14 protein-coding genes are annotated in these 13924 nt (G+C 71.7%); 4 read left to right on the forward strand and 10 right to left on the reverse strand.

The window, feature by feature from the left end:
* Positions 1–47 precede the first annotated feature (47 nt).
* From KVT44_RS21985 to KVT44_RS22005, 5 genes are all read right to left on the reverse strand, one after another.
* Entirely contained in the window at positions 48–821 is a 774-nt protein-coding gene (locus tag KVT44_RS21985; RefSeq protein ID WP_217568235.1) for a transglutaminase domain-containing protein, read from the reverse strand.
* 163 nt (positions 822–984) lie between these two features.
* Positions 985–1611, reverse strand: a complete 627-nt coding sequence (locus tag KVT44_RS21990) for a DUF5753 domain-containing protein (RefSeq protein ID WP_308314068.1) — start codon at positions 1609–1611, stop codon at positions 985–987.
* Positions 1612–1647: 36 nt separating this feature from the next.
* Entirely contained in the window at positions 1648–2427 is a 780-nt protein-coding gene (locus KVT44_RS21995) for a polysaccharide deacetylase family protein (RefSeq protein WP_217568236.1), read from the reverse strand.
* A 195-nt stretch (positions 2428–2622) separates the two neighbouring features.
* Complete coding sequence (locus KVT44_RS22000; RefSeq protein WP_217568237.1) at positions 2623–3621, reverse strand: M56 family metallopeptidase; 999 nt, start codon at positions 3619–3621, stop codon at positions 2623–2625.
* Positions 3622–3639: 18 nt separating this feature from the next.
* The gene (locus KVT44_RS22005; RefSeq protein ID WP_308314069.1) at positions 3640–4053 is read right to left on the reverse strand and encodes a BlaI/MecI/CopY family transcriptional regulator; all 414 of its coding nucleotides are present in this window, start codon (positions 4051–4053) and stop codon (positions 3640–3642) included.
* Between the two features lie 141 nt (positions 4054–4194).
* Here KVT44_RS22005 and KVT44_RS22010 point away from each other — a divergent pair, with 141 nt between their 5' ends.
* The 3 genes from KVT44_RS22010 to KVT44_RS22020 all read left to right on the forward strand — a co-directional run bounded on the left by KVT44_RS22010 (position 4195) and on the right by KVT44_RS22020 (position 7392).
* Complete coding sequence (locus KVT44_RS22010; protein ID WP_099921251.1) at positions 4195–5031, forward strand: undecaprenyl-diphosphate phosphatase; 837 nt, start codon at positions 4195–4197, stop codon at positions 5029–5031.
* Positions 5032–5227: 196 nt separating this feature from the next.
* On the forward strand, positions 5228–6646 hold the full coding sequence (locus KVT44_RS22015) for a glycosyltransferase (RefSeq protein WP_308314070.1): 1419 nt from the start codon (positions 5228–5230) through the stop codon (positions 6644–6646).
* Positions 6643–7392, forward strand: a complete 750-nt coding sequence (locus KVT44_RS22020; protein ID WP_099921250.1) for a polysaccharide deacetylase family protein — start codon at positions 6643–6645, stop codon at positions 7390–7392. Before KVT44_RS22015 ends, KVT44_RS22020 begins: the two co-directional genes overlap by 4 nt.
* Before the next feature lie 19 nt (positions 7393–7411).
* On the opposite strand, the gene KVT44_RS22025 is transcribed toward KVT44_RS22020, so the two are convergent.
* Entirely contained in the window at positions 7412–8089 is a 678-nt protein-coding gene (locus KVT44_RS22025; protein WP_217568238.1) for a class F sortase, read from the reverse strand.
* A 139-nt stretch (positions 8090–8228) separates the two neighbouring features.
* On the reverse strand, positions 8229–9104 hold the full coding sequence (locus tag KVT44_RS22030; RefSeq protein WP_217568239.1) for a hypothetical protein: 876 nt from the start codon (positions 9102–9104) through the stop codon (positions 8229–8231).
* Positions 9105–9486: 382 nt separating this feature from the next.
* Between KVT44_RS22030 and KVT44_RS22035 the strand changes: the two genes are divergently transcribed.
* Positions 9487–11301, forward strand: a complete 1815-nt coding sequence (locus KVT44_RS22035) for an APC family permease (RefSeq protein WP_099921247.1) — start codon at positions 9487–9489, stop codon at positions 11299–11301.
* A 65-nt stretch (positions 11302–11366) separates the two neighbouring features.
* Here KVT44_RS22035 and lysA read toward each other — a convergent pair whose 3' ends face one another.
* From lysA to KVT44_RS22050, 3 genes are all read right to left on the reverse strand, one after another.
* The gene (gene lysA / locus KVT44_RS22040; RefSeq protein WP_217568240.1) at positions 11367–12731 is read right to left on the reverse strand and encodes a diaminopimelate decarboxylase; all 1365 of its coding nucleotides are present in this window, start codon (positions 12729–12731) and stop codon (positions 11367–11369) included.
* Between the two features lie 13 nt (positions 12732–12744).
* Positions 12745–13161: an SAV_915 family protein gene (locus KVT44_RS22045; RefSeq protein ID WP_099921245.1), complete on the reverse strand. Its 417-nt coding sequence runs from the start codon at positions 13159–13161 to the stop codon at positions 12745–12747.
* Between the two features lie 211 nt (positions 13162–13372).
* Positions 13373–13912 carry a universal stress protein gene (locus tag KVT44_RS22050; protein WP_217568241.1) on the reverse strand — a complete coding sequence of 180 codons (540 nt, stop codon included), beginning with the start codon at positions 13910–13912 and terminating at the stop codon, positions 13373–13375.
* Positions 13913–13924 lie beyond the last annotated feature (12 nt).

The following is a 13924-nucleotide window of genomic DNA, read 5'->3' on the forward strand; positions in this document are numbered from 1 at the left end:
CTGATGACTTGGGCGTCAAGGATGCGACAAGAGGCTGCGGCCTGCCGCTACGCGGTCCGGGCGGCCCGGCCTCCCGCGGCCCATCGCCCGAGCACCGGCTCCGCGAGGGCGCGGGCCGGGAGGCACAGGGTCTGGCCGTGGCGGGCGAAGAGTTCGTCGCGGGAGGTGAAGTGACCGAGGTCGAGGCGGAGGTGGTCGGACAGGTCACAGACGGCTCCCGGGCCGCCGTCGCAGCTCGCGGCGGCGTGGCCGTCCCAGTCGACCGCCGTACGGGCCACGGCGTCGAAGAGGGTCTCGCCACCCTTGTTGGTGAAGCCGCCGGAGGCCGCGCTCATCTCGTCTGGGCTTCCGAACAGCTCGGCGATCGGTACCCAGTCGCCGTCCAGCAGGAACTCGGGCCACGCGAGCAGGACCCGTTCCGGGACCAGCGGCTTGAGCCGGGGGAACCGTGGATACCAGAAGACTCCGTCGACGAGCAGCCCCCGCACGCGCGTGGGTACGGCGATGGCCCGCGCGACGGCCTCCAGCACCGCCATCCGCTGACTGCACGAGCCCCGCGCGAGCATCAGCGTCCGCGAGGTGCTCCGCAGGTCGTCCACGGAGTACACCGGGCGCACCTCACGCGCGATGATCCCGTGGGCCACGCGGAGTGAGTCGCGGGCGGTGCCTTCGGTGGGGATCCGCTCGACGAGGGCGGTGACGTTCGGGTGGGTCCAGTCGAGGATCGGGGTGGGGCGCGTGGAGCCGGGTACGGGTTCGGTCCCCGGGGCGATCGGGTCGCCTCCCGCACGTCGGCACGGCATCAGCAAACGACTCGTCATGGCCCGCCCCTTTCCCCCGTTTTCTCTCTCAGGCTACGCCTCGACGCTTCACGGCTTCCAGCAGGGCGTGGAGGGCGGTGGCTATCTCCAACAGTCCGTGTCCTCGTCCCCTCCGGAGAACGACGACTTCTGCCAGCGGAGGGTTTCAGACATAGGAGGCCTTTCACAGTTCCTGAGCAATACGGCGGATGAGGTCGAGGGAAGCGTCCTGCGGGAGGGCGGTACTGTCCACGCGTTCAAGGCGGGTTCGGTAACGGTGCAGTTGGGCGCTGGCGTCGATGAACTCGGCCCCGTGGGTGGCGTCGATCTGCACGGTGTCCAACTGCGGGACCGCTCCGCCAACGTACTGCATGGGAAATCCCGCTCCCGCGAAACCGTCGGCAGCGAACGGGATCACGCGAATCGTGACGTTCGACCTGTCGGAGGCCTGGAGAAGATGTTCGAGTTGGGCGCCGGCAACCTTCGGACCGCCGACGCGCATGCGTAGCGCGGCCTCGTGGATGATCGCGTCATACGGCATCCCGGATTCGAGTCGTTCCCGGCGCCGCATCCGGAACGAGACGCGAGCCTCATGCTCGTTCTCTGGACGGTCTGGTCCAACGAAGACCGAGGCTGCGCGGACGTGCTCCTCGGTCTGAAGGACCCCGGGGATGTGTACGACCTGAAACGCGCGGACGTATGAAGCGTGGTGCTCCAACTCGGCGAGGTCGAGGGCCCTGGGACGAATGACGCCGCGGTACTCGTCCCACCAGCCCTTGCCCCGATCGTTCGCCATCTTGACCTTCGTCATCTGGATGCGTGAAGGGGCTCGACCGGTTTCGGTTGTTCAGGGCCGGTAGACCATCCCCGGCTGGGGCTTGGCGGGGGCGAGCAGCTGCGACACCGTGACGATGGTGTAGCCGCGCTGCTTGAGCGCCTTGATGATTCCCGGGACGGCGGGAACGGTCCCCTTGTGCAGGTCGTGCAGCAGGATGATGCCGTCGCGGTGGGTCTGGTCGAGCACCCGCTTGGTGATCAGGGCCGAGTCGGTCGTCTCGTAGTCCTTGGCCGTGACGCTCCACAGCACCTGCGCCAGCCCCAAGTCCCGGCAGATCTTGGCCACCTTGCGGTTGGTGCGGCCCTCCGGCGGACGCATCAGGATGGGCCTGGTGCCGGTGATCTTCTCGATGGCGTCCTGTGTCCGGGTCAGCTCCTGACGGGCGTCGTCCGTGTTGATATCCGTCAAAACCTCGTGATACCACGTGTGATTGCCGATTTCGTGCCCCTCATCCGAGATGCGACGCAGGATCTCGGGGTACTTCGCGATGTGGCCCTTGCCCTGCACGAAGAACGTCGCGTGCAAATCATCCTGCTTCAGGATGTCCAGCAGCTTGGGGGTCGTCAGGCTGGGGCCGCCGTCGAAGGTGAGGGCCACGCACTTCGCCTTACGGCAGTCGACGTTCCCGGTCACCGATCCCGATGCCTTGCCCCGGGCGGCGCGCGGGGACGTGTGGTCGTACGTCGTGACCGTGAGGGCCAGAGTCAGCACGACGGCCAGGACGACGGTCACGGTTGCCGCGAGGGCGATGAGTATGCGTGGCCGTCGTATTCGCGCGTACCGCGGCATGGGGGACCTTTTCGTGGATCGGGTGATTGCGGACGCCGGCCATCGGTGATTGCCGACGTTGCTTAGTGATGGCTTTTTCGGCCCTCAGGTTCCTTCGTGCGGGAGTTTTCCTGGTTGCCCCGTGGAGCGGGAGTCCGGCGAAGCCAGGAACACGCCCTGGTCGGCCCCGGGACAGCCCACGGAGTCGGCCCTGGGTCAGCCCATGCCGTGCGCGTCCGGCCGCGCCATGCCAGGGTGATGCGGGCCGTGGTGGTGCTCGACGCCGACCACTTCCAGCAGGGCGTCCAGGTCATGGGCGGCCGCGGCGGTCGACATGACCGTGAGGGCGAGGCACGCCGCGGTGGCGAGGGCCAGGCCCGGGCGGCGGGCCAGAGGCGGGGCCAGCAGAGCGGCGACCCGGCGGGGGACCGGGCCCGCGCCGGCGAGCGGTCCGCGTCGGCCGAGGACGCCGCGGAAGCCGAGGCTGGAGAGGCGAGGAGCGGGGGCGCCGTGGGCGGCCAGGGCCGCCTTGCCGACCGCGCGGGCGACTCGGCGGCGGTCGCCGGTGGTGCGGGCGGCCTGTTCGTCGGCCCAGCGTTCCACGGTGTAGGTGACGGCGGTGGCGAAGGGCCGCAGGAGGGGGTTGGCGGCGGCGCCCAGGCCGGCCAGGGCCACGAACAGGTAGTGGTGGGCGGCGAGATGGGCGCGCTCGTGGGCGAGCAGGATGTCGTGCTCGGCCTTGTCCAGGGTGCGCAGCATGCCGGTGGAGACGACGACCCGCCCCGGCAGCCCCGGCAGCGCGTACGCGTCCGGCGCCTCGTCCTCGACGATGACGAGCCCGTCCGGCGTGGGCATGCAGGCGGCGTCCCAGATGGCGGAGGCGATGGAGCGGGCCCGGCGCCACAGCATCCGCGCCGCGGTCAGCAGCGCGCCGCCGAGCAGGAGGCCGGCGAGGAGCGCGACCGGCGGTTCGGCGGGGTCGTTGATCTGCGCGGTGCGGGCCGACCAGTGGCCGAGGTCGGCGAGGAACGGGACGCCTATCAGACCGGTGATCGCCAGTAGTCCCAGCGAGACGGTGGTCGCCACGCCCAGGATCAGCGCGGAGGCGGTGAGCAGCCAGGTGGCCAGGCGCGGTTCGCAGCGTTCGGAGAGCGGGCGGGCGCCGAGGGGCGCGATCACGGACAGCAGCAGCGGCAGATAGACGGCGATACGCATCCGGGCGGGCTCCTTGTCCTACCGGTCGGGGTCCGCGTCGGGTCCCAGCAGGTGGCGCAGCAGGTCCGCGTCGGTGTCGGACAGGCTGTCGGCGAAGCGGGCGAGCACCGCCTCGCGGTCGGGGCGCTCCTCGAGCACGGTGCGCATCCGGCGGGCGGCGAACCCGGGGTCGTCGGTCACGGGCGCGTAGGCGTACGCCCGTCCACGCCGGGTGCGGGTGAGCAGCTGCTTGGTGTGCATGCGGGTGAGGATCGTGACCACGCTGCTGTACGTCAGCTCGCCCCCGAGCCGTTCGGCGACCTCGCCCGGGGTGAGCGCGGCCTCGGCCTGCTGGAGCACGCCGAGGATCTCGGACTCCCGCTCGCCGTTGGCCCGCTTGGAGCCCCGAGCCTGTGAATCGCGTGAATCGCGGCCCATGGGTTTGTCGTTCACCCGTCCATCTTCTACAGTCGTGTAAAACTTGAGCTTCTACGGCGGTGTAAATGCTGCCGTGGTCCGAGTCTGCCATGTGTCGCCGTGCGCCCGTGCCCCGGGGGACACGTGCTCGCCCCGTTCACCGCAGAGATGGATCCCATGAGTGTTATCAGCGTCGGCCAGGCCGTCGTACTGGGAGTCGTCGAGGGAGTGACCGAGTTCCTCCCCGTCTCCTCCACCGGCCACCTCAAGATCACCGAGGGGCTGATGAACATCCCGGTCGACGACACGGCCGTGGTCGGCTTCACCGCCGTCATCCAGGTCGGCGCGATCGCCGCCGTGCTCGTGTACTTCTTCAAGGACATCGTGCGGATCGTCTCGGCCTGGGGCCGGGGGCTGCGCGACCGCGAGGAGCGGCAGCACCACGACTACAAGTTCGCCTGGTGGGTCATCTACGCCACCATCCCGATCGTGATCGTGGGCCTCGCGGCCAAGCCGCTCATCGACGGGGCGCTCGGCTCCCTGTGGGTGGTCGCCGTCTCGCTCATCGTCGGCAGTGGCGCGATGTGGGCGGCGGACCAGATGGGGCGCCACAAGCGCGGCGAGGACGACACCACCTTCAAGGACGCGATGCTGGTGGGCTGTTCACAGATCCTCGCCTTGCTCTTCCCGGGCTTCTCGCGCTCCGGCGCCACGATGTCCACCGCGCTCGTCCTCGACCTGGACCGGGTCGCCGCCACCCGGCTCTCCTTCTTCCTCGGCATCCCCGCCCTCACCGGCGCCGGTCTGTACGAGCTGAAGGACGCCGTCGGCGCGGGGGTGGGCGCCGCGCCGCTGGCCGTCGGCACCGCAGTCTCCTTCGTCGTCGCCTACGCGTCGATCGCCTGGCTGCTGAAGTTCGTCGCCAAGCACTCCTTCAACGCCTTCGTGATCTACAGGATTGTCGTCGGCGTGCTGCTGCTCGGGCTGCTGGGTGCGGGAGCGCTCAACGCCTGAACGCTGAGCGCCCGAGTGCTCAACACCTGAGTGCTCAAAACCTGAGCGCTCAACACCTCACCGCCGAGTCGGCCCGCATCGCCGACGCCGGTGGCCGCGGCCTCGGTCGCCCCCTGTGTTTGTTTCCTTCGCCTTTGTTCCGGCGAGTCGGTGACGTCCCCCGTCATGCCCTCACCACTCTGGAGGCTGATCCGCTGTGCCCCACTCCGACAGTCCCACCCGCATCACCGTCATCTCCGCGAGCATGGGGGCCGGGCACGACGGCGCCGCCACCGAACTCACCCGCCACCTCACGGCGGCGGGCTTCCTCGTCGACCGGCACGACTTCCTCGACCTGCTGCCCGCCCGCATCGGAAAGGTGCTCTCCGGCGCCTACCTCCGGCTGCTGACCTGGGCCCCCGCGGGCTACCAGCGCATCTACGCCGCCACCGAGCACGAACGACGCCCCAACCTCGCCGTACGGGCCCTGCTGCGCGGCGCCGAACGCCGCACCCTCGCCACCGTCACCCCCGACACCCGCGCGGTCGTCTCGACCTACCCCGGAGCGAGCCAGGTCCTCGGCGCCCTGCGGCTGCGCGGCCGGCTCGCGATACCGGCCCTGACCTACCTCACCGACTTCTCCGTCCACTCCCTGTGGGTGGCGCCCGGCATCGACGCCCACCTCGCCGCCCACGCGATACCCGCCGCCCAGGCGCACGAGCAGGGCGCGGCGGGCGTCACCGTGACCGGCCCGATGACCGATCCGCGCTTCACCCCCGCCGACGAGGACGAACGGCGTGCCGCCCGTAGCCGTTTCGGCCTTCCCCCGGACACACCGCTCGCCCTGCTGGTCGCGGGCTCGTGGGGGGTCGGGCCCGTCCGGGAGGCCGCCGCGGAGATCCTCGGCACCGGGGTCGCGCTGCCGGTCGTGGTCTGCGGACGCAATCACGCGCTGGCCCAACGGCTGCGCGCGGACGGCATCGCCCACGTGCACGGCTGGGTGGACGACATGCCCGGCCTGATGCACGCGTGCGACGTCCTCGTCCAGAACGCGGGCGGGCTCACCTCGCTGGAGGCGCTCGCGGGCGGACTCCCGGTCGTCAGCTACCGCTGCATACCCGGGCACGGCCAGACCAACGCCGCCGCGCTCGACGAGGCGGGCCTCGCCCCCTGGATCCGCGAGCCGGACCGGTTGGCGCCGACCTTGACCGAACTCCTCCACGGCCCGCGCGGCCGGGCGCAGCGCGAGGCGGGCCTGGCCCTGTTCACCGCGGCCCCCGGCCCCGTACCGGCCGTCAAGGCGATGGCCCGCGGCCCGCTGTCCACCACCACCGTTCCGTCCCGGCGCCGCCCGCTCGCCGCGCGGCCCGCCGTTGCCTTCGACGTGTCCGGACTCCCGACGGGCGTACCGGCCGACGCGGGGGCCGGCGTACCGTCCGACGCGCTGCGCCTCCCCGTTGCCGCGCGGTTCGCCGCCAGGTCACGGCAGGCGCGGCGCCGTACGGTCCTCATGGTCGCCGCCGTCGCCGCCACCCTCTCCCTCGGTATCGGCGCCCCGCTCGCCTACGCCTACGGGGAGTCCCCCGGCCACCACTTCGGTGCGCTCACCCACTACCTGGAGGACGACGACCGATGAGGCCAGGCCCGGACCAGTTGGCCCGTACCGTTCGGCGGGCCGGGGCTATCGCCCTGCCCGCGCTCGCCGCCGCGCACGCCGCTCCGGTGATCTCCACCTTCGGCCCGCTGCGCAACCGGGCCATGCCCCGCCTCGCCGGCCGCGGCCGCCCCGACCATGTCGCCCTCACCTTCGACGACGGGCCCGACCACCTCTCCACCCCGCACTTCCTGCGGCTGCTGGACGCCCGGGGCATCCGGGCGACCTTCTTCCTGCTGGGCTCGATGCTGGCCCGCTCGCCCGGCCTGGCCAAGGAGATGGCCGCCGCCGGGCACGAGATCGGCATCCACGGCTGGCACCACCGCCCCCTGCTGCTGCGCGGCCCGCGCGCCACGTACGACGACCTCGCCCGGGCCCGCGACGCCGTCGCCGAGGTCACCGGCCGCCCGCCCACGCTGTTCCGGCCGCCGTACGGGGTGATGAACACCGCCGCCCACCTCACCTGCCGCCGCCTCGGGCTGACCCCGACGCTGTGGACGGCCTGGGGCGAGGACTGGCGCAAACGGGCCACCCCGGACTCCGTCCACCGCACCGTCACCCGCGATCTGTCCGGCGGCGGCACCATCCTGCTCCACGACTCCGACTGCACCTCGGCCCCGGACTCCTGGCGCACCACCCTCGCCGCCCTGCCCCGCGTCCTCGACACCTGCGAGACGCACGGCTGGCGCGTCGGGCCGCTGCGCGAGCACGGAGTCCCGGGCCTCTGACACGTCACCGGCCGTGAGGTCAGACGAGGTGGGCGAAGACCACCAGGTTCTCGGTGTAGTCCTTCGCCGAATGGTCGTAGTCGCCGGCACAGGTGATCAGCCGGACCTCGGCGTCACGGGTGTCGGCGTACACACGCTGGTCGGGGAAGTCGTCCTTCGCGAACGTGTCGGCGTTGTCGACCACGAAGGTGGCCTTGCGCCCGTCGGCCCTCTCCACGGTGAACCGGTCGCCCATCTCCAGCTCCCTGAGGTCGGCGAAGACGGCCGCGGAGGTGGTCGTGTCGACATGACCGGCGATGATCGCGGTGCCCCGCTCACCGGGGGACACGCCCTTGGCGTACCAGCCGACCAGGTTCGTGTCGTCGGCGGTCGGAGGCTGGAGCTTGCCCGCGGCGTCGACGGTCAGTTCGGTGAACGGGGCGTCCACGTCGATCTTCGGGATGAGCAGCCGCGTCGGCTCGGACCGCGGCAGATGCTTGCCCGGCGGCCGGGCCGAGGACGACGGTGCGAGCGCCGCCGCGCCATGGGGCTTGGCCGAGGGGTCAGAGGGGTCGGAGGGCCTGCCATGGCCGCCGAACAGGCTCAGCGCCAGGACCAGGATTCCGACGCACCACACGAACATCGGCACGCCGGGCCGCGCGCCCTGGAGCGGCGTCACGGCCTGGGGCTCGACAGGGGAGGACAACCGGGATGCCATCGGGCACCACCTCACTGGAACACGTACGGGACAACTCACTGGACTACGGCCGCGGGGCCGACGCGGCACGGGGGCAACCAGCCGGGCCGCCACGCTGTGCGCAGGAGGCGGCCCGGGCTGCTATGTCGTCAGGCATGGATCAGGACAGGCCGTCCGCCGCACGCTTGCGGCGCACCACGTAGGCACCCGCACCGGCGAGAGCCAGGACCGCCAGGCCACCGGCCGTCCTGCCCGGCGTGGCGAGCGCACCGCCACCCGTGTGCATGCCGCCGCGGGGCTTGTCGCGCTCCGAGTCCGAGTCGTCCTTGCCGCGGTCGGAACCCGAGTCGTCGTTGCCCTTGTTGCCCTTGTCGCCCTTGTCCTTGTACGTCTCCGGGTCGAACTTCTCGTCGTCCTTGTTCCAGTCGTCACTGCGCACGGCGCTGAGGGCGCCGCCGCCGGTGTGGATGCCGCCGCGGGGCCCGCCGCGGTCGGAGCCGGAGTCGTCGCCCTTGCCGTGGTCGGAGCCGCCCTTCTTGCCGTGTTCGGAGCCGGAGTCGTCGCTCTTGCCACCGTCGGAGTCCGAGTCGCCCTTGCCACGGTCGGAGCCGGAGTCGTCTCTGTTCGAGTCCTCGCCGCGCACGGCGCTGAGGGCGCCGCCGCCGGTGTGGATGCCGCCGCGGGGCCCGCCGCGGTCGGAGCCGGAGTCGTCGCCCTTGCCGTGGTCGGAGCCGCCCTTCTTGCCGTGTTCGGAGCCGGAGTCGTCGCTCTTGCCACGGTCCGAGCCCGAATCGCTCTTGCCACGGTCCGAGCCCGAATCGTTGTTTCCACGATCGGAACCCGAGTCGTCACCGCGCACGGTGGTCAGTGCTCCGCCGCCCGTGTGCACCCCCCCGTTCGGCCTGTCGTGCTGCTTGCTGTAGGAAGAGTCATCGTGGCCCCCGTCACCCGCCGTGGCGGCGAGGGCGCCTGGTGCGCCGATCGCGAGGGCGGCTGTGGCCGTCGCGGTGGCGAGGAGCATGCGGGCAGATCGCATCTTCGGAGTCCTTCCGTCGCAGCCAGGCAGCTGACACTGCGTCAGCTCGTGAGAACCCGACCCCGACGTGATCCACCGTCAATCCGCCGGGCTCCGCGCACCACTCGAGCCGCTCACCTGGCGCACCCCCGAGGTCACGCCCACTCAGGCCCATTGGGCCAACCGATGACTCGTCAGACTGCACTGACCTGCTGTTTCGTCAGGGGTGAGCGGCCGTGCCCCCGCCCGCACCGCGCCTCGGGTACTACCCGATCGGCGGCAACACGACTGCGCGTCCCGCACCTTCGGTCCGCGGCGGCCCTGGCGCGTCCTTGCCCCGCCACACCGCACCACGCCGGTCACACTGACTCAAACACCCTCACCCCCCCCCCGCGAGGTCCCCATGGCGTACGGACTGGCCCGCCGCGAACTGCGGCCGAGAGTCCCGCTGCGGCACGGGGAGGGCGACAAGTACCACCTGACCAGCGTCGAGGGGCTCGCCGCGCTCTCCCTGGACGCGCTGAGCTCGGTGGCGTACGGCCCCGAGGCGATCGTGCTCGTACTGATCGCCGCCGGGACGGGCGCGCTGTCCGCCACGCTCCCCGTGACGCTCGTCATCGCCGGACTGCTGGCGGTGCTCGTCGTGTCGTACGGACAGGTGATCGCCGTGCATCCGGACGGCGGCGGCGCGTACGCGGTGGGGAAGAAGGATCTCGGACCGACCGTCAGCCTGCTCGCGGCGGCCAGCCTGGTCGTGGACTACGTGCTGACCGTGACGGTCAGTCTGGCGGCGGGCGCGGCCAGCCTCGCCTCCGCGTTCCCGGTGCTCGGCTCGCACCTGCTCGCGGTCTGCCTGATCGGGCTCGCCCTGCTCACGGCCGTGAACCTGCGCGGTGTGGCCGAGAGCGCGCGGGTGCTGATGCTGCCCACCGTGCTGTTCATCGTGAGCATCCTCGGCATCGTCGTGCTCGGCCTGGCGCGAGGCCACCCCGTGGCGTTCGTCGGCACCGCCCAGCCCGTCCACGCCACCGAGGCACTGAGCGTCCTGCTGCTCCTCAAGGCGTTCTCCTCCGGCTGCTCCGCGCTCACCGGAGTCGAGGCCATCGCCAACGGCGTGCCCTCCTTCCGCGAGCCGCGCGTCAAACGCGCCCAGCACACGGAGCTGATGCTCGGCGCACTCCTCGGCCTGATGCTCATCGGCATGGCCCTGCTGATCCGCCGCGACCATGTCGCCCCGCGCGGCGGCGTGACCGTACTCGCGCAGCTGACGGCGGGCGCGTACGGGACGGGATGGCCGTACTACGCGACCAATCTCATCGTCACCCTGGCCCTCGCCTTCGCCGCGAACACCAGCTTCGGCGGTCTGCCCGTCCTGATGAGCCTGCTCGCCAAGGACCACCGGCTGCCGCACCTCTTCGGGCTGCGCACGGAACGGCCGGTGTACCGCTGGGGCGTGGTGACCCTCGCCCTGCTCGCGGCCGTTCTCCTGATCGCCGTGAACGCCGACACCCACCGCATGATCCCGCTCTTCGCGATCGGCGTCTTCATCGGCTTCACCATCAGTCAGATCGGACTCGTGCGGCACTGGGCGGGGCAGCGTCCGCACGGCTGGCTGCGGCGCGCGGTCCTCAACGGGGTCGGCGCGGTACTGACCGCCGTGGCGGGCGTCGTCCTGCTCACCACCAAGTTCCTGGAAGGAGCCTGGGTGGTGGTCGTCGCCATCCCGCTGCTGATGCTGCTGTTCGACCGCATCCAGCGTTACTACACGACCGTCGGCCGGGAACTCGGACTCGGCGAGGTCCCGCCGCCCGTGCGCGTCGGCGACTCCCTCGTCATCGTGCCGGTCGGCGAGGTCAGCCGACTCACCCAGCACGCGCTGTCCGCCGCCCGCGCCCTCGGCCACGAGGTGGTCGCCGTCGCCGTGCACGCCGACCCGGCCAAGGTCCGTGCTCTCAGGGAGAGTTGGGACCGCTGGAACCCGGGCGTACGCCTGGACGTCGTCGACAGCCCGCAGCGCTCGCTCGTGGAACCGATCGTCGACTACGTCCGCAGGGCGGAGGAGGGAGGACGGCAGATCGCCGTCCTCATCCCCGAAGTGGAGCCCCTCCACCGCCGCTATCAGATCCTGCAGAACCAGCGCGGTCTGCTCCTCGCCGCCGCGCTGCGGGCCCGTACGGACGTGGTCGTCTGCGTGGTGCCCTACCGGCTCAGCCTCTGAACCGGCCACCGGGCCAGGGCCTGATCCCGGGCCAGGGCCTGATCCCTAAGAGGGGCCCTACAGCTCTACAGCCCGATGTCCCGGCGGTTCATGTCGTCCAGTGATTCACGGCGTACGAGTGTGCGTGCGGTGCCGTCGGAGACGGCGACCACGGGTGGGCGGCCGATGAGGTTGTAGCCGGAGGCCATGGACAGGTGGTAGGCGCCGGCTGCGGGGACGGCGAGGAGGTCGCCGGGGTGGATGTCGCCGGGGAGGGCTGCTTCGTCGGCGAGGATGTCGCCGGCTTCGCAGTGTCGGCCGACGACGGTGACGAGGCGGGGTGGTGCGGAGGTGGGGCGGCCGATGAGCCGGGGTGCGTAGCGCACTCCGTACAGGGCGGGTCTGGGGTTGTCGCTCATGCCGCCGTCGACGGCGACGAAGGTGTGGGTGCCGATGCGTTTGACGGCCAGGACCCGATAGACGGCGATGCCGGCGGGGCCGACGATGGCGCGGCCGGGTTCGAGGGTGAGGCGGGGTAGGGGCAGTTGGGCGCGGGCGCAGCCGTCCTCCAGTTCGGCGCGGACCCGTCCGGCCAGGACGGAGATGTTCAGGTGTTCTTCGCCGGGGCGGTAGGCGATGGCGTGGCCGCCGCCGATGTTCAGCTGGGGGAGGGCGATGCCGTGCTGGTCGCGGATGCGGGCCATCAGCCCGACCATGCGGCGTACCGCTGCGACGTAGGGTTTCACGGTGGTGACCTGGGAGCCGATGTGGCAGTGCAGGCCGACGAGTTCGAGGTGCGGCTGGTCGAGTATCCGGGTGACGGCGTGCTGTGCGGAGCCGTCGGTGAGGGAGAGGCCGAACTTCTGGTCGTCGGTGCCGGTGCGTATTTTGGCGTGTCCGCCGGCGACGATGCCGGGTACCACGCGGACCATGACGGGCTGGCGGGTGCCGGCGGGTGTGAGGGCGGCGAGGCGGGTGATCTCGGAGGTGCTGTCCACGACGATGCGGCCGACGCCGAGGCGCAGGGCGGTGCTCAGGTCTTCGGGGCTTTTGGCGTTGCCGTGCAGGACGATTTTCTCGGGCGGGAAGCCGGTGGTGACGGCGAGTGCGAGTTCTCCGGCGGAGCAGACGTCCAGGCCGAGGCCTTCTTCCTGGACCCAGTGGGCCATGGCCCGGCACAGGAATGCTTTGGCGGCGTAGACGATGTCGGCGTCGGGGAACGCGGTGCGGTAGGCACGGCAGCGCTCGCGGACTTCCTGTTCGTCGAGGAGGTAGAGGGGGGTGCCGAAGCGGTCGGCGGCCTCGGTGAGGGAGACACCGCCGACGGAGACGTCCCCGTGGGGTTCGGGGCGGGCGGAGCGGGGCCAGACGGACAGGCCTTCGGCGTCGCCGAGGATCCGGGAAAGGGCCTGGGTGTCCGACGGTATGGACGAGGGGAGGGAAACGGTCATGATGGGCGTCTCCTCAGCCGATCAGCAGGTTCAGGCACGCGACGACGGCGGCGGCGCCGGTCACCCGCAGGGCGCCGACGTGCTGGGGATGCCAGCGGCGCCAGGAGTTCTCGCGTTCACGGGCCGTGGCCGCGGTGCGGTCGGCCGAGGGGGCGGAGAACGGCGGGTCGACGGTGAGGGCGGTGACGCCCAGGGGAGCGGCGAGGGCGCGCAGCGCGGGTTCGGAGAGCCGTACGCAGGCCTGGTCCGTGCCGAGCGTGGCGGTGAGCTTGGCCGCCGAGGTGAAGCCGACGGCCGTACGGCCGCCCAGGGGGGTGCGGAAGAACCGGGCCGTGCAGCCCGTGGGCCCCGACCGGACAGGAACGAAGAGAAGTCCGGCCGGGAAGCGTTCGGAAGGCTCGGGATCCTCGGAGCGATCGACTGGAGACATGGTGTTGCTCCTCGCGGAAGAGATGGGCGCCGACCGGTTCGGCCGTGCGCCTCTGTGAGGCTATGCCCGCCGGGCCGGGGACGGGGCCGCTCGCTGACGGAGGCTTGACGCGCTGCCCCGGACCCGTAACGCGCCCCTGACGTGGGCGGCTGGGGGTGTTGTTCGGGTCACCCGGGACCCGGGGTGACCCGGGCGACACCCCCGGGGTCGCTCAGGACCTGTCCTCGGTCAGCTCCCGCGCGTCGAGCGGCAGCCCCAGCCGGATACGGCGGTGCACCGAGGCGAGCTCGCGGGACAGGGGCGAGGGCGGCAGGGCCAGCACCGGGCAGACGGCGTGCGCGAGGCAGTACCGGGCGACGGACGGGAACAGCCACCGGTGCAGTGTTCCTCGACACCCCGGGCCTACCACCAGCAGGTCGTCGGCCCGGTCGGCGGTCTCGACCAGCGCCCGCCCCGGTGTGCCCCGTACGACAAGGCCCTGGTGCGGGACCCCGGGCCCCGCGTCGCCGAAGGCGGTGTCCAGCGCGCCGAGCAGCCGTCGGCCCGCGTCCAGCCGGAGCGTGGCCATCGGCAGTGGACTGAGCGCACTGCGGTGGGCGAAGTCACCGCCGGGCGGCTCCCAGGCGATCACGACCAGCAGTTCGGCCCCGCCGCGCCGGGCCTCCGCGGCGGCCCGTCGCAGGGCCGCCAGGCTCCCCGGCGAACCGCTCACTCCCGCGACCACGCGCGGTCCCCGCTCTTCCTCGCTCATCGCTCGCGCACT

The sequence above is a fragment of the Streptomyces sp. GbtcB7 genome, assembly GCF_019091445.1.
Taxonomy (GTDB): domain Bacteria; phylum Actinomycetota; class Actinomycetes; order Streptomycetales; family Streptomycetaceae; genus Streptomyces; species Streptomyces mirabilis.

Coding starts and splice junctions, on each gene's coding strand:
- KVT44_RS21985 (WP_217568235.1), bottom strand. CDS start 821: ATGACGAGTCGTTTGCTGATGCCGTGCCGACGTGCGGGAGGCGACCCG.
- KVT44_RS21990 (WP_308314068.1), bottom strand. CDS start 1,611: ATGACGAAGGTCAAGATGGCGAACGATCGGGGCAAGGGCTGGTGGGAC.
- KVT44_RS21995 (WP_217568236.1), bottom strand. CDS start 2,427: ATGCCGCGGTACGCGCGAATACGACGGCCACGCATACTCATCGCCCTC.
- KVT44_RS22000 (WP_217568237.1), bottom strand. CDS start 3,621: ATGCGTATCGCCGTCTATCTGCCGCTGCTGCTGTCCGTGATCGCGCCC.
- KVT44_RS22010 (WP_099921251.1), top strand. CDS start 4,195: ATGAGTGTTATCAGCGTCGGCCAGGCCGTCGTACTGGGAGTCGTCGAG.
- KVT44_RS22020 (WP_099921250.1), top strand. CDS start 6,643: ATGAGGCCAGGCCCGGACCAGTTGGCCCGTACCGTTCGGCGGGCCGGG.
- KVT44_RS22025 (WP_217568238.1), bottom strand. CDS start 8,089: ATGGCATCCCGGTTGTCCTCCCCTGTCGAGCCCCAGGCCGTGACGCCG.
- KVT44_RS22030 (WP_217568239.1), bottom strand. CDS start 9,104: ATGCGATCTGCCCGCATGCTCCTCGCCACCGCGACGGCCACAGCCGCC.
- KVT44_RS22035 (WP_099921247.1), top strand. CDS start 9,487: ATGGCGTACGGACTGGCCCGCCGCGAACTGCGGCCGAGAGTCCCGCTG.
- lysA (WP_217568240.1), bottom strand. CDS start 12,731: ATGACCGTTTCCCTCCCCTCGTCCATACCGTCGGACACCCAGGCCCTT.
- KVT44_RS22045 (WP_099921245.1), bottom strand. CDS start 13,161: ATGTCTCCAGTCGATCGCTCCGAGGATCCCGAGCCTTCCGAACGCTTC.
- KVT44_RS22050 (WP_217568241.1), bottom strand. CDS start 13,912: ATGAGCGAGGAAGAGCGGGGACCGCGCGTGGTCGCGGGAGTGAGCGGT.